The sequence below is a fragment of the Streptomyces camelliae genome (assembly GCF_027625935.1).
Lineage (GTDB): Bacteria > Actinomycetota > Actinomycetes > Streptomycetales > Streptomycetaceae > Streptomyces > Streptomyces camelliae.
Genome location: NZ_CP115300.1, coordinates 6174801 through 6195981 on the forward strand (window position 1 = coordinate 6174801; position 21181 = coordinate 6195981).

The following is a 21181-nucleotide window of genomic DNA, read 5'->3' on the forward strand; positions in this document are numbered from 1 at the left end:
CGCATGGGAAGAGTGCCAGGCGGCCGACCCGACGGACGAGCGGGCGAGGGGACGACGTGCTGGAGGTGCGCGCGCATGCTGAGTGAACGCAGGCTTCAGGTGCTGCGCGCCATCGTCCAGGACTACGTCGGGACCGAGGAGCCGGTCGGCTCCAAGGCCCTGACCGAGCGGCACAACCTCGGGGTGTCCCCGGCGACCGTCCGCAACGACATGGCGGCCCTGGAGGACGAGGGGTTCATCGCCCAGCCGCACACCAGCGCCGGGCGCATCCCGACGGACAAGGGCTACCGGCTGTTCGTCGACAAGCTCGCCGGGGTCAAGCCCATGACCGCGCCCGAGCGGCGGGCCATCCAGAACTTCCTGGAGGGCGCCGTCGACCTCGACGACGTGGTGGCCCGTACGGTACGGCTGCTCGCGCAGCTCACGCGGCAGGTCGCCGTCGTGCAGTACCCGTCCCTGACCCGGTCCACCGTCCGGCACGTGGAGCTGCTCTCGCTCGCCCCGGCGCGCGTGATGCTCGTGCTGATCACGGACACCGGCCGGGTCGAGCAGCGGATGGTGGACTGCCCGGCGCCGTTCGGCGAGGCCTCGCTGGCGGATCTGCGGGCCCGGCTGAACAGCAGGGTCGCGGGCCGCCGGTTCACGGACGTGCCGAAGCTGGTCGAGGACCTCCCGGACGCCTTCGAGCCGGAGGACCGCGGTACGGTCTCCACGGTGCTCTCCACTCTGCTGGAGACACTCGTGGAGGAGAACGAGGAGCGGCTGATGATCGGCGGCACCGCCAATCTCACCCGCTTCGGACATGACTTCCCCCTCACGATCCGGCCCGTCCTGGAGGCTCTGGAGGAGCACGTCGTGCTCCTCAAGCTCCTCGGCGAGGCGAAGGATCCGGGCGTGATGGTGCGCATCGGGCACGAGAACGCCCATGAGGGACTCAACTCCACCTCCGTCGTGTCGGTCGGCTACGGTTCGGGCGGCGAGGCGGTTGCCAAGCTCGGCGTGGTCGGACCGACCCGCATGGACTACCCGGGAACGATGGGAGCGGTACGCGCAGTGGCACGGTACGTCGGACAGATCCTGGCGGAGTCGTAAGTGGCCACGGACTACTACGCCGTTCTCGGCGTGCGCCGCGACGCGTCGCAGGATGAGATCAAGAAGGCGTTCCGCCGGCTCGCGCGCGAGCTGCACCCGGACGTCAACCCGGACCCGAAGACCCAGGAGCGGTTCAAGGAGATCAACGCCGCTTACGAGGTGCTGTCGGACCCGCAGAAGAAGCAGGTCTACGACCTCGGCGGCGACCCGCTCTCCGCGGCGGGCGGTGCGGGCGCGGGCGGCTTCGGGGCCGGTGGCTTCGGCAACTTCTCCGACATCATGGACGCGTTCTTCGGCACGGCGTCGCAGCGCGGGCCGCGCTCGCGCACCCGGCGCGGCCAGGACGCGATGATCCGCATCGAGGTCGAGCTGGACGAGGCGGCCTTCGGGACGACCAAGGACATCCAGGTCGACACCGCGGTCGTCTGCAACACCTGCAACGGCGAGGGCGCGGCCCCGGGCACGTCCGCTCAGACGTGTGACATGTGCCGTGGTCGCGGTGAGGTCTCGCAGGTCACCCGGTCCTTCCTGGGCCAGGTCATGACGTCGCGGCCCTGCCCCCAGTGCCAGGGCTTCGGCACGGTCGTGCCGACCCCGTGCCCGGAGTGCGCCGGCGACGGCCGCGTCCGCTCGCGTCGCACGCTGACCGTCAAGATCCCGGCCGGTGTCGACAACGGCACCCGGATCCAGCTCGCCGGCGAGGGCGAGGTCGGGCCGGGCGGCGGTCCGGCCGGTGACCTGTACGTCGAGATCCACGAGCTGCCGCACACGACCTTCCAGCGGCGCGGCGACGACCTGCACTGCACGGTGACGATCCCGATGACGGCCGCGGCCCTCGGTACCAAGGTGCCGCTGGAGACCCTGGACGGCATGGAGGAGGTCGACATCCGGCCCGGCACCCAGTCCGGCCAGTCGATCCCGCTGCACAACCGGGGCGTCACGCATCTGCGCGGCGGCGGCCGGGGTGACCTGGTCGTCCACGTCGAGGTCCAGACCCCGACCAAGCTGGACCCCGAGCAGGAACGGCTGCTGCGCGAGCTGGCCAAGCTGCGCGGCGAGGAACGGCCACAGGGGCAGTTCCAGCCGGGACAGCAGGGGTTGTTCTCGCGGCTGAAGGATGCGTTCAACGGGCGCTGACACGTGGTGCTGCAGGGTGGCCGGGGGTCCGGGGGTTGGCCCCCGGGCAGGCACGGTCAGCCGGGACAGCAGGGGTTGTTCTCGCGGCTGAAGGATGCGTTCAACGGGCGCTGACACGTGGTGCTGCAGGGTGGCCGGGGGTCCGGGGGTTGGCCCCCGGGCAGGCACGGTCAGCCGGGACAGCAGGGGTTGTTCTCGCGGCTGAAGGATGCGTTCAACGGGCGCTGAGCCCTTCGGGATCAGGGGCGTACCGGGAGCTTCGGCACCCTGTATGCCCCTGTCCTATGCCATCGGACGCCCGGATTCGGACTTGTTCGAAGGACGTGACAACATGCGGTCATGTCCTCCGCGCTGACCGATCTCTTCCCCCACCCGATCGTGCAGGCCCCCATGGCGGGCGGTGTCTCCGTCCCGCAGCTCGCCGCCGCCGTGTCCGAGGCCGGTGGTCTCGGGTTTCTCGCCGCCGGTTACAAGACCGCCGACGGGATGTACCGGGAGATCAAGCAGCTGAGGGGGCTCACGAGCCGCCCCTTCGGGGTGAACGTGTTCATGCCGCAGCCCGAGTATGCCGAGTCCGGCGCCGTCGAGGTCTACGCGCATCAGCTGGCCGGCGAGGCCGCCTGGTACGAGACCGAGCTGGGCGACCCGGACAGCGGCCGGGACGACGGCTACGACGCCAAGCTCGCCGTACTCCTCGACAACCCGGTGCCGGTGGTCTCCTTCCACTTCGGCGTGCCGGACGGCGACGTCCTCGACCGGCTGCGCCGGGCCGGCACCGTCACCCTGGTCACCGCCACCACCGCCGAGGAGGCCCGCGCGGTCGAGAGGGCCGGGGCCGACGCGGTGATCGCGCAGGGCGTGGAGGCCGGCGGTCATCAGGGGACGCACCGGGACCTGCCCGAGAACGACGGCTCGGGCATCGGCCTGCTGTCGCTGGTCGCGCAGATCCGCGAGGCCGTGAGCCTGCCGATCGTCGCCGCCGGCGGCATCATGCGCGGCGGCCAGATCGCCGCCGTCCTCGCGGCGGGCGCGAGCGCGGCCCAGCTGGGCACCGCCTTCCTCGCCACCCCCGAGTCCGGCGCCCACGCCCTGCACAAGCAGGCGCTGACCAACCCCCTGTTCGCGCGCACCGAGTTGACCCGCGCCTTCTCCGGCCGGCCGGCCCGCGGACTGGTCAACCGCTTCCTGCGCGAGCACGGCCCGTACGCCCCCGCCGCCTACCCGGAGATCCACCACCTCACCTCGCCGCTGCGCAAGGCCGCCGCCAAGGCCGGGGACGCGCAGGGCATGGCGCTGTGGGCGGGCCAGGGCCACCGGCTGGCCCGGGAGCTGCCGGCCGGGGAGCTGGTGGAGGTGCTGGCGGCCGAACTCGCCGCCGCCCGGACAGCGTTGTCGGCCGGGGGTGACGCGCGATGACCGCACCCGTCTTCGTCGTCGACCAACTCGACCGTGTGGGGCCGGAGTTCGTGCTGGAGGGCCCCGAGGGGAGGCACGCCGTCTCCGTGAAGCGGCTGCGGCCGGGTGAGGACGTCGTCCTCACCGACGGGCAGGGCCGCTGGGCCGAGGGCGTCGTCAAGGCGGCCGAGGGCAAGGACCGGCTCGTCGTGACCGTCGAGTCCGTCCACGAGGAGCCGCCGGCCGCCCCGCGCATCACCGTCGTCCAGGCCCTGCCCAAGGGCGACCGGGGCGAGGTGGCCGTGGAGACGATGACCGAGGTCGGCGTCGACGCGATCGTGCCCTGGCAGGCGTCGCGCTGCATCACCCAGTGGAAGGGCGAGCGCGGACTGAAGGCGCTCGGCAAGTGGCGGGCCACCGCCCGCGAGGCCGGCAAGCAGTCCCGCCGGGTCCGCTTCCCCGAGGTCGCGGACGCGGCGACGACCAAGCAGATCGGGGCACTGCTCGCCACGGCCGACTTCGCCGCCGTCCTCCACGAGAGCGGCGAGGAGCGCCTGGCCACCGCCGAACTCCCCGCGGACGGCGAGATCGTGCTGGTCGTCGGCCCCGAAGGGGGCGTCTCACCCGAGGAGCTGGCCCTGTTCGCCGAGGCGGGTGCGCGGCCGTACGTCCTCGGGCCCACCGTGTTGCGCACCTCCACCGCCGGCACCGCCGCCGCGGCCCTGCTGCTGGGCCGTACCGGCCGCTGGTCCTGACACACAACTGGTTCTGACACACATCTGGGGGACACCGTGGAACTCGCCCAAGTCCGGCTCCTGGTCACCGACTTCGCCGCGTGCTACCGCTTCTACGCCGACGTCCTCGGCCTGAAGCCGCAGTCCGGCGCGACCGAGGGGCCGTACGAGAAGTTCAGCCCGCACACCGGCTCCGCCGGGATCGCCCTGCAGGACCGGGCGATGATGGCGGAGATCCTGGACGAGCTGGGCGAGACCGCCACCGGGCACCGCTCCCTGGTGGTGCTGCGCGTGGACGACCTCGACGCCTACTGCGCCGAGATCACCTCCCGCGGCGCCGCCCTGCTGCACGGCCCGGCCCCCATGACCGACCGCATGCGCGTGGCCCACCTCAAGGACCCGGAGGGGAACCTGGTGGAGCTTCAGCAGTGGCTGCTGCTGCGCGGCTGACGGCGACGCCGGGCAGCAGGGCCCGGCCGTCCACGTCGCCGGGTGCCGGCCGCAGCCGCCGTACCGCGTCCGCGAACGCCCGTACGACGCCGGGCTCGTGCAGATCGAGGGCGTTCCCGCGGTGGTCGGCGACGAGGCCCGAGTGCCCGTAGGCACCGCCGGTGCCCGGGAACACGATCCGGGTCGGGGTCCCGTCCCGGTACAGCGTCAGCACCTCCTGGCAGGGGCCGCCGTCCCGGTGCCGGTGCCGGACCGTCCACCGGTACTCGGTCCCGTCCGGCAGCACGAGCCGCCTGAGCCTGCGTTCGCTGCGCATCCGCCCAGCGTAGGCGCTTCACCGGCGACGCCGCTTCGGGAACACGGGCCGCGGGCAGCCGAGGGCAAGTGATCGAAACGGGGGGCGCGTACCCGCCGTCGCTGCGTACAGTGACGGGGTGACTCAGGGCGCTTCGACGGGCTATCTCCGATTCCCCCATCTGCACGGCGACTTGGTGGCTTTCGTCGCCGAGGACGACGTATGGCTCGCGCCCCTCGACGGCGGCCGGGCCTGGCGGGTCAGTGCCGACAACCGGCCCGTGACCCAGCCCCGGATATCCCCGGACGGACGGTTCCTCGCCTGGACCTCCGGCCGGGACGGCGCGCCCGAGGTGCATGTCGCTCCCGTCGACGGAGGCCCCGCCGAGCGGCTGACGTACTGGGGCAACCGCCGTACGGAGGTGCGGGGCTGGACGCCCGACGGGCGGGTGCTCGCGCTCGGCGCGCAGGGCCGGCCCAGCCTCCGGCAGACCTGGGCGTACGCCGTCCCGCTGGACGGCGGCCCCGCCGAGACCCTGCCGTACGGCCCGGTCGGCGATGTGGCGCTCGGGCCGGCCACCGTGCTGCTGTCCGCGCCGATGGGCCGCGAGGCCGCCTACTGGAAGCGCTACCGGGGCGGTACGGCGGGCAAGCTGTGGATCGACCCCGACGGGGACGGTGAGTTCGTCCGGCTCCACGCGGAGCTCGACGGGAACATCGAGTGCCCGGTCTGGGCCGGCGACCGCATCGCCTTCCTCTCCGACCACGAGGGCACCGGCGCCCTCTACTCCTCCCTCGCCGACGGCTCCGACCTGCGCCGCCACACCCCGCTCGACGGTTTCTACGCCCGGCACGCGGCCGGTGACGGCACCCGGGTCGTCTACGGCGCGGCCGGTGAACTGTGGCTCCTGGACGATCTGGACGGCGCCGAGCCGCGCCGGCTGGACGTGCGCCTGGGCGGGCCACGCGTCGATCTGCGCCCCCGCCCGGTGAACGCAGCCCGCTGGTTCGGCGCGGCCGCCCCCGACCACACCGCGCGCGGCAGCGCCGTCTGCGTGCGCGGCGGGATCCACTGGGTCACCCACCGCTACGGCCCCGCCCGCGCCCTCGCCGCCACCCCCGGCGTCCGCGCCCGGATGCCGCGCGCCTTCCGCGCCGACGGCGAGGAGTGGGTGGTGTGGGTGACGGACGCCGAGGGCGACGACGCCCTGGAGTTCGCCCCCGCCACGGGCAACGTCCCCGGCGCCACCCCGCGCCGGCTCGCCGCCGGACAGCTCGGCCGGGTCCTGGAGCTCGCCATGGCTCCCGACGGCAGCCGGGCCGCCGTGGCCGCGCACGACGGGCGGCTGCTGCTCGTCGAGCGGGAGACCGGAGAGGTCCGTGAGGTCGACCGCAGCGACGACGGCGAGGTCTCCGGGCTCGCCTTCTCCCCCGACTCCGCCTGGCTCGCCTGGGCCCACCCCGGCCCCCGCCCGCTCTCCCAGCTGCGCCTCGCCCACACCACCGACCTGTCCGTCACCGAGGCGACCCCGCTGCGCTTCATGGACTACGCCCCCGCCTTCACCCTCGACGGCAAGCATCTGGCGTTCCTGTCCAACCGCGCCTTCGACCCGGTCTACGACGAGCACGTCTTCGACCTCGCCTTCGTGGTCGGCGCCCGCCCGCACCTGATCACGCTGGCCGCCACCACCCCCTCACCCTTCGGCCCGCAGCGCCACGGCCGCCCCTTCGAGACGCCGGACAAGGACGAGACCCCCGACAGCGAGGGCACCCCCGCCACCCGCATCGACCTCGAAGGCCTCGCCGACCGCATCGTCCCCTTCCCGGTGGAAGCCGGCCGCTACTCCACCCTCCGCGCCGCCAAGGACGGCGTCCTCTGGCTGCGCCACCCCGTGGAGGGCGTTCTCGGCGCCACCCGCGCCCGCCCCGAGGACCCCGACCCGCACACCGAGCTGGAGCGCTACGACCTCGCCCAGCGGCGCCTGGAACACCTCGCCTCCGACGTCGACCACATCGAGGTCAGCGGCGACGGCAAACGCGTCCTGCTGTGGAGCGACGGCCGGCTCCGGGTCGCCCCCAGCGACCGCCGTACCGGCAGCGACGACGACGGCGACACCAGCGTCACCGTCGACCTCGCCCGCATCCGCCAGACCCTCGACCCGGCCGCCGAGTGGCGCCAGATGTACGACGAGACCGGCCGCCTCATGCGCGACCACTTCTGGCGCCCCGACCTCGGCGGCGCCGACTGGACGGGCGTCCTCGACCGCTACCGCCCCCTCGTCGCCCGCCTGGCCACCCACAGCGACCTCACCGACCTCCTGTGGGAGGTACAGGGCGAACTGGGTACCTCGCACGCCTACGTCATCCCCGCCGGCGGCCGGGGCGGCGGCGCCCGGCACGGGCTGCTCGGCGCCGACATCTCCCGTCACGCGGACGGCAGTTGGCGTGTCGACCGCATCCTGCCGTCGGAGACCTCCGACCCCGACGCCCGCTCCCCGCTCGCCGCTCCCGGCGTCGCGGTCCGCCCCGGCGACGCGATCATCGCCGTGGCCGGGCACCAGGTCGACCCGGTGACGGGCCCGGGTCCGCTGCTCGTCGGCACGGCGGGCCACCCGGTGGAACTGACCGTTTCCCCGGCGGGCGGCGGCGAACCCCGCCACACCGTGGTCGTCCCCATCGCCGACGAGGAACCCCTGCGCTACCACGACTGGGTCGCCGGCCGCCGCGCCCACGTCCACACGGCCTCCGGCGGCCGCCTCGGCTATCTCCACGTCCCCGACATGCAGGCCCCCGGCTGGGCCCAGATCCACCGCGACCTGCGCGTCGAGGTCGCCCGCGAGGGCCTGGTGGTCGACGTCCGCGAGAACCGCGGCGGCCACACCTCCCAGCTCGTGGTCGAGAAGCTGGCCCGCCGCGTGGTCGGCTGGGACGTCCCCCGCGGCATGCGTCCCACCAGCTACCCCCTCGACGCCCCGCGCGGCCCGGTCGTCGCCGTCGCCAACGAGTTCTCCGGCTCCGACGGCGACATCGTCAACGCGGCGATCAAGGCCCTCGGCATCGGCCCGGTCGTCGGCACCCGCACCTGGGGCGGAGTGATCGGCATCGACAGCCGCTACCGCCTGGTCGACGGCACCCTGGTCACCCAGCCGAAGTACGCGATCTGGCTGGAGGGTTACGGGTGGGACGTGGAGAACCGCGGGGTGGAGCCGGATGTGGAGGTCGTACAGCGGCCACAGGACTGGGTGGCGGGGAGGGACGTCCAGCTGGACGAGGCGATCAGGCTCGCGCTGGCGGCACTTCAGGAGCGGCCCGCGAAAACCCCGCCGGGAATGCCCGCCTGATACGACTACGATGCACCGGTACTGATCACAGGTGTGAGGAGGCACAGGCATGGCAGGTGAACCGCAGGACGACTGCCTGTTCTGCAGGATCGTCGCGGGGCACATCCCGGCGACGATCGTCCGCGAGACGGAGACAACCGTCGCCTTCCGCGACATAAACCCCCAGGCCCCCACCCACGTCCTCGTGATCCCCAAGGCCCACTACAAGAACGCGGCCACTCTCGCCGCCGAAGCACCGCAGCTGGCGGCGGACGTCCTGCGCGAGACCCAGGCCGTCGCGGACGAGGACAAGCTCGACAGCTACCGCATCGTCTTCAACACGGGCTCCGGCGCCGGTCAGACCGTGTGGCACGCCCACGCGCACGTCCTCGGCGGCCGTGGCCTGGAATGGCCCCCCGGGTAAACCGTCGTGTCCGTACGTGAATTGGTGGTCCTCGGCACCGCCAGCCAGGTCCCCACCCGGCACCGCAACCACAACGGCTACCTGCTGCGGTGGGACGGCGAAGGCATCCTCTTCGACCCCGGCGAGGGCACACAGCGCCAGATGGTGCGCGCCGGGGTCGCCGCGCACGACCTGAACCGGATCTGTGTCACGCACTTCCACGGCGACCACTCCCTCGGTCTCGCCGGCGTCATCCAGCGGATCAACCTCGACCAGGTGCCGCACGAGATCACCGCGCACTACCCGCGCTCCGGCCGGCGCTACTTCGACCGCCTGCGGTACGCGACGGCCTACCGGGAGACGGTCGGCGTCACCGAGGCGCCGGTCGCCGCCGACGGCATCCTCGCGGTGACCTCGGCGTACACCCTGGAGGCGCGCAGGCTCTCGCACCCGGTCGAGTCCTACGGCTACCGGCTCATCGAGCCCGACGGCCGCCGCATGCTGCCCGACCGGCTCGCCGCGCACGGGATCAAGGGGCCGGACGTCGGCGTGCTCCAGCGCGACGGGCGGCTCGGGGACGTGACGCTGGAGGACGTCAGCGAGGTGCGGCGCGGGCAGCGGTTCGCGTTCGTCATGGACACCCGGCTCTGCGACGGCGTGCACGCGCTCGCGGAGGGCTGCGACCTGCTGGTGATCGAGTCCACGTTCCTCGACGAGGACATGGAACTCGCCATCGAACACGGTCATCTGACGGCAGGTCAGGCCGGCGCCGTGGCCCGGGACGCGGGCGTACGGCACCTGGTCCTCACCCACTTCAGCCAGCGTTATTCCGAGCCGGAGGAGTTCGAGCGGCAGGCGCGGGCGGCCGGCTTCGAGGGCGAGCTGACCGTGGCGCACGATCTGCTGCGGGTGCCGGTGCCGAAACGGCGATAAAGCAATCGGCGGCAAAACGCCCGTACGATACGTCGATGCCCCTCCCGAAAGCAGAACTGCACCTCCATATCGAAGGCACCCTGGAGCCGGAGCTGGCGTTCGAGCTGGCCGCCCGCAACGGTGTGACCCTCCCGTACGCGACCACGGACGAGCTCCGCAAGGCGTACGACTTCGAGGATCTCCAGTCCTTCCTGAACCTGTACTACGAGCTCATGGCCGTCCTGCGCACCGAGCAGGACTTCGCCGACCTGGCGAACGCCTACCTCGCGCGGGCCGCCGCGCAGGGCGTCCGGCACGCGGAGATCTTCTTCGACCCGCAGGCCCACCTGTCCCGGGGCGTGTCCATGGGCACGGTCGTGGAGGGGCTGTGGCGGGCGCTGGGCAGCTGGGGGTCCCCCCGTGCGAGCGAAGCCGAGCGTGGGGGAGAGCGGAACCACGGCATCTCGACCAGGCTGATCCTCTGCTTCCTGCGCGACGAGTCCGCCGAGTCGGCCCTGGAGACGCTCGAAGCCGCCAAGCCGTACCTCGACCGGATCACCGGAGTCGGACTCGACTCCGCCGAGGTCGGGCATCCGCCGGTGAAGTTCCGGGAGGTGTACGAGGCGGCCGCCGCGCTCGGGCTGCGCCGGGTCGCGCACGCCGGCGAGGAAGGGCCGCCGGCGTACATCACCGAGGCGCTGGACGTGCTCGGCGTCGAGCGCGTCGACCACGGGCTGCGCTGCATGGAGGACCCGGCGCTGGTCGAGCGGCTGGTCCGGGAGCGGATCCCGCTGACGCTGTGCCCGCTGTCCAACGTCCGGCTGCGGACCGTCGACACCCTCGCCGACCACCCGCTGCCCGCCATGCTCGACGCCGGCCTCATGTGCACCGTCAACTCCGACGACCCGGCCTACTTCGGCGGGTACGCGGGCGACAACTTCACGGCCGTGCAGCAGACCTTGGGCCTGCCCGAGGACCGCCTGCGCGAGCTGGCCCGCAACTCCTTCCTCGCCTCCTTCCTGGAGGACGACGAGGAGCGGCGGGCCCGTTACCTCGCCGAGGTCGAGGCGTACGAGTTCGGCGACGCGGTGTCGTAATCGAGATACCCGACCGTCACCGTCTCGGCCGCGAACGGCCGAGCTTGTGTACTCGGTCGTTCACGCCTCGTCGCGCTCCCGACTGTCCCCTACGACAGGACGGTCACGGGTCGCATCCACTCTGCCCCTGGTAGCTGTCAGGGGCAGAGTGCGGGTGCGGTGACAAGCACCCACGCCGAGCGTGCGCGGTCGCGCACGTTGACCCCGGCGACGACGTCGGCCGGGCCAGCGAGCCCGCACCGACGACAGTGAAAGTGGTCCCGGGCGGGCCGGTTGGCCCGCTCGGTGTGCCCGCAGCGCGGACAGCGCTGCGAGGTGTGGCGCGCGTCCACTTCAAGGAACGGCACCCCGGCCTTCTTGGCCTTGTAGGCGAGGTGCTGTCCGAGTTGGTGGAAGGGCCAGGAGGAGAAGGTGCCCCGCTGGTCGCGACGTAGCCGTACCCGCTCGCGGATGCTGCCGAGTTCTTCGATGGCGATCCCACGCACGGTGCGTTGGGCGACGGACACGATCTCCTTGCTGATCCGGTGGTTCACGTGCGTGGCATGGCGGCGTTCCTTTTGTGCGCGGCGGGCAAGGCGTCGGGTGGCCGAGCGTGTCTGCTTGGCCTGCAGTTCGGCGCGTTTGCGGGCCTGCCAGCGTCGGTATCGGCCCAGACGGCGGCCCTGGTAGTTGGTTCCGTCGCTGGTGGTGGCGAGGTTCGAGATGCCGCGGTCCACGCCGATCCAGTCAGTCGGCTCGTACACCTCGGGATCCGGGATGTCGCAGGTGGCCACCAGGAACCACTTGTCGCCCTGCTGGACCAGGTCGCTCTCACCCTTGCGGTACTGCACCAGTGTCTTGAGCTGGTCGGATGAACAGGCGAACCGGACGCCCTTCGCGCGTCCGTCCACCGTCCAAATGGAGACGGTACGTGCGTCGTACTGCCAGGACAGGCAGCGGTCGTCGAACGGCTGGGCCGCCTTCGGGCGGAAGGCGATCGGGGTGCCGATCGCCTTGCGGTGCCGCTTGGAGGTGGGTGGGCCCAGGTTCCCCGCCCGTAGATTGGCCTTCAAGGTTGCGTAGGCGTCGACGACCTTCTTCACCGCCCGCACCGCCGGCTGCGCGGACAGACCGAAGGTTGCCTTCAGGTCTGCGTAGACCTCCTTCTGAAGACCGTTGCGGTTCTTGAGGTCCTTGGCGAAGGCGATAGTGGAGGCATAGGAGGCGGCTCGGTTGCAGGCGCGCAGGGTTGCTTCAAGCGCCGACGCCTGCTCGGGCGTCGGCAGCAGTTTCACCTGCACCACCAGTTTCATGGGTCTGGACGTTAGTGCGGCATACGCATGCACGGTCGCCATTTTCTCGGCGATCACCACAACGGGTGGCCGGTAGGGCGATTGTTCGACTTTCGTGTGCCCTTCCGTTGACGGCCGCTGTTCGTGTATCTAACCTCGGTTCTCATATGTAGAAGCGATTCGCAATGGGAGATGGTCAGGTGGGCGGCGATCCGAGTCCGCAGCGCGTGGCACGGCGGCTGCGGGAGGGTATGGCGCAGGGTGTGCACAGCGACCTCGACCGGCTCCAGCGCCTCACCCTCGCCGCCCCCGACGGCTTCCTCTTCTTCGACGGCGCCGCCACCGCCGAGGTCCAGGCCCGCTCCCGCACGCTCGAACACGCTCGCGCGGGGGGGGGACCCCATCGCCACCGTCGGCGTCCCCGCCTACTCCTCCGCCGTGCACGCCTTCGCCCCCGAGATCGCCGGCGCCTTCTTCACCGCGCTCAAGGACGGGGACCAGGGGGCAGTGGCGAAACTGCTGCGGGAGTTCTACGTCCCCTTCGTCGAACTGCGCGACCGCGCACCCGGATACGCCGTGTCCCTCGTGAAGGCGGCCGCCCGGCTGCGCGGACAGCGCGTCGGACCCGTCCGCGCCCCGCTCACCGACCCCGCGCCCGCCGACCTCGCCGACCTCCAGGCCCTGCTCACCGCCGGACTCGACTCGTAGGAGCATCCCTGTGACGACCGTGACGACCCGTGACCTGACCATCGCCGAGATACGCCTGACGCCGATCCTGGTGGCCGACGCGCCGCTGCTCAACACCCAGGGTGTGCACCAGCCGTACACGCCCCGGCTCATCGTGGAGATCGTCACCGCTGACGGGGTCACCGGGCTCGGCGAGACCTACGGCGACACCAAGTACCTGGAGCTGGCCCGCCCGTTGGCCGAGCGGCTCACCGGCCGGTCGGTCATGGATGTGAACGGGCTCTTCGCGCTCGACCTCGGTGTGGACGCGTCCCGGGTGGAGGGGCAGATGGACGCCGGCGGGCTGCGCGGGGTGCAGAGCGCCGACAAGCTCCGGCTGTCCGTGCTCTCCGCCTTCGAGGTCGCCTGCCTCGACGCCCAGGGCAAGGCGCTCGGGCTGCCCGTGCACGCGCTGCTCGGCGGCAAGCTGCGCGACTCCGTCGAATACAGCGCCTACCTGTTCTACAAGTGGGCCGGACACCCGGCGGGCGTCACCGCCGAGCCCGACGACTGGGGCGCCGCCCTCGACCCGGCCGGGATCGTGGCCCAGGCGCGCACGTTCAAGGAGCGCTACGGCTTCACCTCCTTCAAGCTCAAGGGCGGTGTCTTCCCGCCCGACGAGGAGATCGCGGCCGTACGCGCCCTCGCCGAGGCCTTCCCCGGCCACCCGCTGCGCCTCGACCCCAACGGCGCCTGGTCCGTCGAGACCTCGCTGAAGGTGGCCGAGGAACTCGGCCACGTCCTCGAATACCTGGAGGACCCGACGCTGGGCACCCCGGCGATGGCCGAGGTGTCCGCGGGCACCGACGTCCCGCTCGCCACCAACATGTGCGTGACCACCTTCGGCGAGATCAAGGAGGCGTTCACCCGCGATGCCGTCCAGGTGGTTCTCTCCGACCACCACTACTGGGGCGGTCTGCGCAACACCCAGAGACTCGCCGCGATCTGCGCGGCCTTCGGCGTCGGGGTGTCCATGCACTCCAACACCCACCTCGGGATCAGCCTCGCCGCGATGACCCAGGTCGCCGCGACCGTCCCCGACCTCCATCACGCCTGCGACTCCCACTACCCGTGGCAGTCCGAGGACGTCCTCACCGAGCGGCTCGTCTTCGACGGCGGCCGGGTCGCGGTGACCGACGCACCCGGCCTCGGCGTCGTGCTCGACCGGGACGAACTGGCCCGGCTGCACCGCCGGTGGGCGGAGGACGACGGCGCGCTGCGCGACCGGGACGACGCGGCGGCGATGCTGATGGGCGAACCGGAGTGGCGCCGGCCGGCGATGCCGCGCTGGTGAGACCTGGCTGGTGAGACCTGTACGAGTGGCGGTCGATACGGTCGTAACCGGCGATTCCCGTGCGTGACCTGGTGCACACTGGCCAGATCCGCACCACGTCAGGGAGCGCACCGTGACCGCCTCGCACGCCCTCACCGGAGAGGAACCGGAACACCTCACCAAGGCAGCGCGCTGCCAGACCCGGGTCGACCCGCTCGCCGGGCTGCGTACACCCGGCGACCCGCCCTGGGACGTCTACCTCACGGGCACGGTCTTCCTCGACATCATCTTCACCGGCCTGGACTCGGCGCCCGTGCGCGGCACCGAGTCCTGGGCCCGGGGCATGGGCTCCAGCCCCGGCGGGGTCGCCAACATGGCCACCGCGCTGGCCCGGCTCGGCCTGCGGACCTCCCTCGCGGCCGCCTTCGGCGACGACCACTACGGCGAGTACTGCTGGGACGCGCTGGCCCAGGGCGAGGGCATCGACCTGTCGGCCTCGCGGACCGTGCCCGGCTGGCACTCGCCGGTGACCGTGTCCATGGCGTACGAGGGCGAGCGGACGATGGTCTCCCACGGGCACGAGCCGCCGCCGGAAGCCGCGCTGCTCCAGGAAGGCGCGCCGGACCGCCCGCCCCGCGCGCGTGCCGCCGTCGCCTCGCTGACACCCGGCACGCGCGCGCCCTGGATCGCCCAGGCCGCCCGGGAGGGCACCCGGATCTTCGCCGACGTCGGCTGGGACGACACCGGGGCGTGGGATCTGTCGGGCCTGGCCGACCTGGAGCACTGCGAGGCGTTCCTGCCGAACGCGGAGGAGGCGAAGCGGTACACCGGGACCGACTGTCCGCGGCTCGCCGCGCACGCCCTGACCGAGTACGTGCCGGTGGCTGTCGTCACCCTGGGCTCGGAGGGGGCGTACGCCGTGGACCGGCGGACCGGGGAGGCGGCCGAGGTGCCCGCGATCGCCGTGGAGGCGCTGGATCCGACCGGGGCGGGGGACGTCTTCGTCGCCGGGTTCGTGACCGGGTCCCTCGCGGGGTGGCCGCTGGCCGACCGGCTGGCCTTCGCCGGGCTCACGGCGGCGCTGTCGGTGCAGGAGTTCGGGGGGTCGCTGTCGGCGCCGGGGTGGTCGGAGATCGGGGCGTGGTGGCGGCGCGTGCAGTCCCTCGCCGGGCAGGATCCCGCGGCGCTGGAGCGGTACGCGTTCCTGGAGGGGCTGGTGCCGGAGGAGCTGGACCGGCCGTGGCCGCTGCGCCGGGCGGTGCCGACCATCGGATTCCGGCGCTCGGGATGAGCGCTCGGGGTGCGGGACGGGGTGCGGGACGGGTGGGGACGGGTGGGTCCGGCGACGGTCGTGGAGGCCCGTGAAAAGCCCTACGGCGTTGTCAGCCCCCCGTCGTACCCTGGAATCGCGAGGCCGCCCTCAGCCAGGCGGCCGTGACGAGGAGGAAGCGCAGGCCTTCAGCGCCGGCCCATGACACAGACATCCACAGCTCGCACCCCTTCGCAGGAGCAGGCGAGAGCCCAGCTCACCGTCCCCGCCCAGCACCCCATGGTGACTGTGCTGGGTTCCGGCGACTCCCTCCTGCGTGTGATCGAGAGGGCCTTCCCGGCGGCCGACATCCACGTCCGGGGCAACGAGATCAGCGCGGCCGGCGACCCCAGCGACGTCGCCCTCATTTCGCGCGTGTTCGACGAGATGATGCTGGTGCTCCGCACCGGGCAGCCGATGACGGAGGACGCAGTGGAACGCTCGATCGCCATGCTCAAGGCGAGCGAGAACGGGACGAGCGACGGCCCGGAGACCCCGGCCCAGGTGCTGACGCAGAACATCCTGTCCTCGCGAGGCCGGACCATCCGCCCCAAGACCCTCAACCAGAAGCGGTACGTCGACGCGATCGACAAGCACACGATCGTCTTCGGGATAGGCCCCGCCGGTACCGGCAAGACCTACCTGGCCATGGCCAAGGCCGTGCAGGCCCTGCAGTCCAAGCAGGTCAACCGGATCATCCTCACCCGCCCCGCGGTCGAGGCCGGCGAGCGGCTCGGCTTCCTGCCCGGCACGCTCTACGAGAAGATCGACCCCTACCTGCGCCCGCTCTACGACGCGCTGCACGACATGCTCGACCCGGACTCCATCCCGCGGCTCATGGCCGCCGGGACCATCGAGGTCGCGCCGCTCGCGTACATGCGCGGACGCACGCTCAACGACGCCTTCATCATCCTGGACGAGGCCCAGAACACGAGCCCCGAGCAGATGAAGATGTTCCTCACCCGCCTCGGCTTCGACTCGAAGATCGTCATCACCGGTGACGTGACCCAGGTCGACCTGCCGAACGGCACCAAGTCCGGTCTGCGGCAGGTGCAGGAGATCCTCGACGGCGTCGAGGACGTCCACTTCTCCCGGCTGTCCTCGCAGGACGTCGTACGGCACAAGCTGGTGGGCCGTATCGTCGACGCGTACGAGAAGTACGACGACTCGCACGGCACCCAGAACGGCATGCAGAAGGGCCGGGGCAAGTCCGGGCACAAGGGGAAGTAGACCAGCACGACCATGTCGATCGACGTCAACAACGAATCCGGTACCGAGGTCGACGAGCAGGCGATCCTCGACATCGCCCGCTACGCGCTCGCGCGGATGCGCATCCACCCGCTCTCCGAGCTCTCGGTGATCGTCGTGGACGCCGACGCCATGGAGCAGCTGCACATCCAGTGGATGGACCTGCCGGGGCCCACCGATGTCATGTCCTTCCCGATGGACGAGCTCCGGCCGCCGTCGAAGGACGACGACGAGCCCCCGCAGGGCCTCCTCGGTGACATCGTGCTCTGCCCCGAGGTCGCCGCCAAGCAGGGGGCCGAAGCCCCGACGCAGCACTCCATGGACGAGGAGCTCCAGCTGCTCACCGTCCATGGCGTGCTGCACCTGCTCGGGTACGACCACGAGGAGCCTGACGAGAAGGCCGAGATGTTCGGGCTCCAGGCCGCCATCGTCGACGGCTGGCGGGCCGAGCACGGCCTGACCGGCCCGTCCCCGGCGCCGACGGTCTCGTAGGCGAGACGAGTCCCGAATGTCTCCGCAGATCGTCCTCGGCGCGATCGCGCTGGTCGTCGTCGCCTGGCTCGCTGCCTGCGCGGAGGCGGGCCTCGCACGCGTCTCCAGCTTCCGCGCCGAGGAGGCCGTCAAGTCCGGTCGGCGCGGCAGCGCCAAGCTCGCCCAGATCGCCGCCGACCCGACCCGCTATCTCAACGTGGCCCTGCTGGTCCGCGTCGCCTGCGAGATGGCGGCCGCGGCCCTGGTGACGTACGCCTGCCTCCAGGAGTTCACGGCCACCTGGCAGGCCCTGCTGGTCGCCATCGGTGTCATGGTGCTCGTGTCGTACGTCGCCGTCGGCGTGTCGCCCCGCACCATCGGCCGCCAGCACCCCCTCAACACGGCGACCGTGGCGGCGTACGTCCTGCTGCCGCTCGCCCGTGTGATGGGCCCGATCCCGTCGCTGCTCATCCTCATCGGTAACGCGCTCACGCCCGGCAAGGGCTTCAGGCGCGGCCCGTTCGCCTCCGAGGCGGAGCTGCGCGCGCTGGTCGACCTCGCCGAGAAGGAGTCGCTGATCGAGGACGAGGAGCGCCGCATGGTGCACTCGGTCTTCGAACTCGGCGACACCCTGGTGCGCGAGGTGATGGTGCCGCGGACGGACCTGGTGGTGATCGAGCGCTACAAGACCATCCGCCAGGCCCTCACCCTCGCCCTCCGTTCGGGCTTCTCCCGGATTCCGGTCACCGGCGAGAGCGAGGACGACATCGTCGGGATCGTGTATCTGAAGGACCTGGTCCGCAAGACGCACATCAGCCGCGACGCCGAGAGCGACCTGGTCTCGACCGGCATGCGGCCCGCCGTCTTCGTGCCCGACACCAAGAACGCCGGCGACCTGCTGCGCGAGATGCAGAAGGATCGCAACCACGTCGCCGTCGTCATCGACGAGTACGGCGGCACCGCCGGCATCGTCACCATCGAGGACATCCTGGAGGAGATCGTCGGCGAGATCACCGACGAGTACGACCGCGAGCTGCCGCCGGTCGAAGACCTCGGTGACGACCGCTTCCGGGTGACGGCCCGCCTGGACATCACCGACCTCGGTGAGCTGTACGGGCTGGAGGAGTACGACGACGAGGACGTGGAGACCGTCGGCGGACTGCTCGCCAAGGCCCTCGGCCGGGTGCCCATCGCGGGCGCGTCCGCCGAGGTCGAACTGCCCGACGAACGCCGCCTGAAGCTCACCGCGGAGGCCGCCGCCGGCCGCCGGAACAAGATCGTCACGGTCCTGGTGGAGCCGGTTCCCGTGCTGGTCCCCGAGGAGGAGAAACCCGAGTGACCCCCGAGGAACTGCGCGCCTTCTGCCTGTCCTTCAACGCGGCGGAGGAGGACTTTCCCTTCAATCCCGAGACGTCGGTCTTCAAGGTGCTGGGCAAGATGTTCGCCCTGACGAACCTGGGCGTGCGGCCGCTGACGGTCAATCTCAAGTGCGACCCGGAGGACGCCGTCCGGCTGCGGGGCGAGCACGAGGGCCTGATCATCCCCGGCTGGCACATGAACAAGCGGCACTGGAACACCGTGACGGTCGACGGCGAGCTCCCGGACCGGCTGGTCCGGGAGTTGATCGAGGATTCGTACGACCTGGTCGTCGCCGGGCTGCCGCGGGCGGAGCGGCTGCGGCTCGACCGTCCGTGACCCGGTCCGTGACCCGAGGCTCGGTCGGCACGCTGATCGTTCGCGCCGCTGCCTGACCCTGACCAGGCCGGTCTGCCCTGAGGCTGCTCCGTAAGCTAGGGGCATGACCGAGAGCAACGCGCTTGACCCCGAGGACCGCAAGATCGTCACTCTGGCCCGTTCCGTGCGGGCCCGCAACGGTGTGCCCGAGGGGGCTGCCGTACGGGACGAGACCGGGCGTACGTACGCCGCCGGGTCGGTGGAGCTGGCCTCGCTGCGGCTGAGCGCGCTGCGTACCGCTGTCGCGATGGCCGTGGCGTCGGGGGCCACGTCGCTGGAGGCGGCGGCGGTCGTGAGCGAGGCGGAGTCCGTGCCGGCGGAGGATCTCGCCGCCGTCGCCGACCTGGGTGGGCCGCAGACGCCGGTGCTGCTGGCCGGGACCGACGGAGCTGTGCGGCTCACCGTTTCCGCCGGCTGAGGTACCGGGGGGCTCCGCCCCCTGGACCCCCGTGGCGGCGCGGGCTCAGTTCAGGCCCGCAGGCGCAGGCTCAGTTCAGGCCCGCAGGAGAGGGGCCGAGCCTTTCGATGACCTCGCGCATCTCCTCCTCGTCGGCCTCGTAGACCGTCTCGCCCATGCGAGGGTCTCGTGCGTGGAGCGTATGGATGAGTGGCCCGTGAGGTGCTCCCAGGTGGACGAGGGAGGCCGACGGACCGTGGACGGCGCGCTCGGTGCCGGGGCGGGCGGTCAGATCGATGCGGCTGACGACGCCGGGGGTGACCCAGACGGTCGCTTGTGCCAGGCGGGCCAGTATCTGCAGGTGGAAGTGCCCGCACAGGATGAGCTGGACGTCGGTCCCGCGGATCGTTTCGGCCAGCTCTGCGCCGTTCTGCAGGCCGAGCGCCCGCTGAACGTCGACGTCCAGGGCAACCGGCGGGTGGTGGAAGGCCAGGACGGTGCCCATGGGTGCCGGGGTGGCCAGTAGTGCGCGGAGCCAGCCGAGTTGGCCGCCGTCGAGTCGGCCGTAGCCCTTGCCCGGAACGAGCGTGTCCAGCGTGATCAGTCGCCATCCGCCGACGGTGGTGGCCCCCGCCCGCTCGCCTGCGGCCCCCTCGTACACCGCCTCGGGCTGCACGTGGCCGGTGCCGAGCACGTCCGCGAATGCGGTGCGGTCGTCGTGGTTGCCCGTCGTGTAGAAGACGTCCGCGCCTCGTCGGCCGGCGTAGCCGGACAGGAGTTCATGGGCCCGCGTGTACGCCTCGTGAGAGCCGTCGTCCGCGACGTCGCCGGTGACCACCACCGCGTCGAGGTCGTCCAGATGACTCAGTTCGCCCAGCAGGCGGCAGAGCGCCGCGGTGCCGTCGGCCCCGTCCTCGTCGGGGCCGCCGGACCGGTCCAGATGGGTGTCCGAGAGATGCAAGATCCGCATCGTCCGAAGGTAGCCTCCGGCACCGGCGATGAGCCATCGCCTTTCCCGCCATGCGGTCCGTCCCATCCGGTCGGCACCAGGCTGCCCGGCACAACCGCCGCCCGGTCTCGTGAACAGCGCCAGGAAGGTCGGCCGGATTTCAACCTTGTTCGGTTCTCGCCCTTGCGCATCAATGGAGCCGTAACTTTCCGACGGACCGTCAGATCCGCACCGCCCTCGCAGTGTGCCCGCACCCGCCTGCGCAGGCCTCCTCGTCCGTCGGCCCCCCACATGGCACTCCCCACCATAGGGAAGGGAAGCGGATCCCCATGAGAGGCAAGCGCACGGCAATGGGTGCGGCACTGGCCGCCGGGGCCCTCGCGGTCACCGGTCTCGCCTTCGCGCCCTCCGCGGCCGCCGTCACCCCACAGTCGGCGACCATCACCGCGAGCTGCGGCATCTTCGGTGGCGGTGCGGCCACGCTCACCGCCACCCAGAGCGGCACCTCGGCCACCATCTCCCTCACCTCCTCCGCGATCACGGCACCGGTCGCGGTGGCGCAGGACTCCATCACCTCCACCCTCACCATGGCCAAGTCGGGTGGCGGATCAGTGGTGTTCAGCGGGACCAAGAACCCCGCCATGAACACCGGCGACGCGGTCAGCGTCGGCCCGCTCAGCGGTACCGTCGCCTCCGGTGACAGCCTCGACGCCTACGGCGGCTCCCTGAAGATGGTGATCTTCGGGATCACCGTGACCTGTACCGCCGGCGGCCCGCAGTCACCCGGCCCCTTCGTCTTCGACTGAGCCCTTCGGCCGATCCCTTCGGTCGAGCCCTTCGGCTGAGCCCTTCGATCGATCCCTTCGGCCGACCGAACTGAGCGATCTGTTCCGGATGCCGCAGAAACTGATGATCCGTCAGATTTCTGCGGCATCTCCATTGACTTCTCACCCCCGCTCCACATCAATG

At 71.6% G+C, this 21181-nt stretch carries 20 protein-coding genes and 1 pseudogene; 18 read left to right on the plus strand and 3 right to left on the minus strand.

What is annotated here, in order from left to right:
* The first annotated feature begins 75 nt into the window (after nucleotides 1–75).
* The 5 genes from hrcA to O1G22_RS28285 all read left to right on the plus strand — a co-directional run bounded on the left by hrcA (nucleotide 76) and on the right by O1G22_RS28285 (nucleotide 4808).
* The gene (gene hrcA / locus O1G22_RS28265; protein ID WP_270083888.1) at nucleotides 76–1092 is read left to right on the plus strand and encodes a heat-inducible transcriptional repressor HrcA; all 1017 of its coding nucleotides are present in this window, start codon (nucleotides 76–78) and stop codon (nucleotides 1090–1092) included.
* Nucleotides 1093–2229, plus strand: coding sequence for a molecular chaperone DnaJ (dnaJ, locus tag O1G22_RS28270; RefSeq protein ID WP_270083889.1), 1137 nt, complete (start codon nucleotides 1093–1095; stop codon nucleotides 2227–2229).
* Between the two features lie 339 nt (nucleotides 2230–2568).
* On the plus strand, nucleotides 2569–3645 hold the full coding sequence (locus O1G22_RS28275; protein ID WP_225100949.1) for a nitronate monooxygenase: 1077 nt from the start codon (nucleotides 2569–2571) through the stop codon (nucleotides 3643–3645).
* Complete coding sequence (locus tag O1G22_RS28280) at nucleotides 3642–4379, plus strand: 16S rRNA (uracil(1498)-N(3))-methyltransferase (RefSeq protein WP_270083890.1); 738 nt, start codon at nucleotides 3642–3644, stop codon at nucleotides 4377–4379. The genes O1G22_RS28275 and O1G22_RS28280 overlap by 4 nt, the downstream gene beginning before the upstream one ends.
* 36 nt (nucleotides 4380–4415) lie before the next feature.
* Entirely contained in the window at nucleotides 4416–4808 is a 393-nt protein-coding gene (locus O1G22_RS28285) for a VOC family protein (RefSeq protein ID WP_225100951.1), read from the plus strand.
* Here O1G22_RS28285 and O1G22_RS28290 read toward each other — a convergent pair.
* Complete coding sequence (locus tag O1G22_RS28290) at nucleotides 4750–5124, minus strand: hypothetical protein (protein ID WP_270083891.1); 375 nt, start codon at nucleotides 5122–5124, stop codon at nucleotides 4750–4752. The two genes, O1G22_RS28285 and O1G22_RS28290, sit on opposite strands and share 59 nt — an antisense overlap.
* A gap of 118 nt (nucleotides 5125–5242) precedes the next feature.
* Between O1G22_RS28290 and O1G22_RS28295 the strand changes: the two genes are divergently transcribed.
* The 4 genes from O1G22_RS28295 to O1G22_RS28310 are packed head-to-tail and all read left to right on the plus strand — an operon-like array spanning nucleotide 5243 to nucleotide 10834.
* Nucleotides 5243–8443, plus strand: coding sequence for a S41 family peptidase (locus tag O1G22_RS28295; protein WP_270083892.1), 3201 nt, complete (start codon nucleotides 5243–5245; stop codon nucleotides 8441–8443).
* Between the two features lie 49 nt (nucleotides 8444–8492).
* Nucleotides 8493–8846 carry a histidine triad nucleotide-binding protein gene (locus O1G22_RS28300; protein ID WP_270083893.1) on the plus strand — a complete coding sequence of 118 codons (354 nt, stop codon included), beginning with the start codon at nucleotides 8493–8495 and terminating at the stop codon, nucleotides 8844–8846.
* 6 nt (nucleotides 8847–8852) lie between these two features.
* Nucleotides 8853–9758 (plus strand): ribonuclease Z, encoded by a 906-nt coding sequence (locus O1G22_RS28305; RefSeq protein WP_270083894.1) that lies wholly within the window; start codon nucleotides 8853–8855, stop codon nucleotides 9756–9758.
* A 35-nt stretch (nucleotides 9759–9793) separates the two neighbouring features.
* The gene (locus O1G22_RS28310; protein WP_270083895.1) at nucleotides 9794–10834 is read left to right on the plus strand and encodes an adenosine deaminase; all 1041 of its coding nucleotides are present in this window, start codon (nucleotides 9794–9796) and stop codon (nucleotides 10832–10834) included.
* Nucleotides 10835–10971: 137 nt separating this feature from the next.
* Here O1G22_RS28310 and O1G22_RS28315 read toward each other — a convergent pair whose 3' ends face one another.
* Complete coding sequence (locus tag O1G22_RS28315) at nucleotides 10972–12126, minus strand: RNA-guided endonuclease InsQ/TnpB family protein (protein WP_428986515.1); 1155 nt, start codon at nucleotides 12124–12126, stop codon at nucleotides 10972–10974.
* Between the two features lie 227 nt (nucleotides 12127–12353).
* Between O1G22_RS28315 and O1G22_RS28320 the strand changes: the two are divergent.
* The 8 genes and pseudogenes from O1G22_RS28320 to O1G22_RS28355 form a co-directional block, all read left to right on the plus strand.
* Nucleotides 12354–12827 (plus strand): annotated as a pseudogene (locus tag O1G22_RS28320) (dihydrodipicolinate synthase family protein); the annotation flags it as partial.
* A gap of 5 nt (nucleotides 12828–12832) precedes the next feature.
* Nucleotides 12833–14125: a glucarate dehydratase family protein gene (locus O1G22_RS28325; RefSeq protein WP_270086569.1), complete on the plus strand. Its 1293-nt coding sequence runs from the start codon at nucleotides 12833–12835 to the stop codon at nucleotides 14123–14125.
* Between the two features lie 112 nt (nucleotides 14126–14237).
* Nucleotides 14238–15395, plus strand: a complete 1158-nt coding sequence (locus O1G22_RS28330) for a carbohydrate kinase family protein (RefSeq protein WP_270083897.1) — start codon at nucleotides 14238–14240, stop codon at nucleotides 15393–15395.
* A 180-nt stretch (nucleotides 15396–15575) separates the two neighbouring features.
* Entirely contained in the window at nucleotides 15576–16643 is a 1068-nt protein-coding gene (locus O1G22_RS28335; RefSeq protein ID WP_225100960.1) for a PhoH family protein, read from the plus strand.
* A gap of 12 nt (nucleotides 16644–16655) precedes the next feature.
* On the plus strand, nucleotides 16656–17153 hold the full coding sequence (gene ybeY, locus O1G22_RS28340) for an rRNA maturation RNase YbeY (RefSeq protein ID WP_270083898.1): 498 nt from the start codon (nucleotides 16656–16658) through the stop codon (nucleotides 17151–17153).
* 16 nt (nucleotides 17154–17169) lie between these two features.
* A complete protein-coding gene (locus O1G22_RS28345) occupies nucleotides 17170–18471 on the plus strand; it encodes a hemolysin family protein (protein WP_225100962.1) in 1302 nt (433 codons plus the stop codon).
* The gene (locus O1G22_RS28350; protein ID WP_270083899.1) at nucleotides 18468–18827 is read left to right on the plus strand and encodes an MmcQ/YjbR family DNA-binding protein; all 360 of its coding nucleotides are present in this window, start codon (nucleotides 18468–18470) and stop codon (nucleotides 18825–18827) included. The genes O1G22_RS28345 and O1G22_RS28350 overlap by 4 nt, the downstream gene beginning before the upstream one ends.
* A 103-nt stretch (nucleotides 18828–18930) precedes the next feature.
* Nucleotides 18931–19284, plus strand: a complete 354-nt coding sequence (locus O1G22_RS28355) for a cytidine/deoxycytidylate deaminase family protein (protein ID WP_270083900.1) — start codon at nucleotides 18931–18933, stop codon at nucleotides 19282–19284.
* A 70-nt stretch (nucleotides 19285–19354) separates the two neighbouring features.
* Here O1G22_RS28355 and O1G22_RS28360 read toward each other — a convergent pair whose 3' ends face one another.
* Nucleotides 19355–20233 carry a metallophosphoesterase gene (locus O1G22_RS28360; RefSeq protein WP_270083901.1) on the minus strand — a complete coding sequence of 293 codons (879 nt, stop codon included), beginning with the start codon at nucleotides 20231–20233 and terminating at the stop codon, nucleotides 19355–19357.
* A 308-nt stretch (nucleotides 20234–20541) separates the two neighbouring features.
* Here O1G22_RS28360 and O1G22_RS28365 point away from each other — a divergent pair, with 308 nt between their 5' ends.
* Complete coding sequence (locus O1G22_RS28365) at nucleotides 20542–21018, plus strand: hypothetical protein (RefSeq protein WP_270083902.1); 477 nt, start codon at nucleotides 20542–20544, stop codon at nucleotides 21016–21018.
* Nucleotides 21019–21181 lie beyond the last annotated feature (163 nt).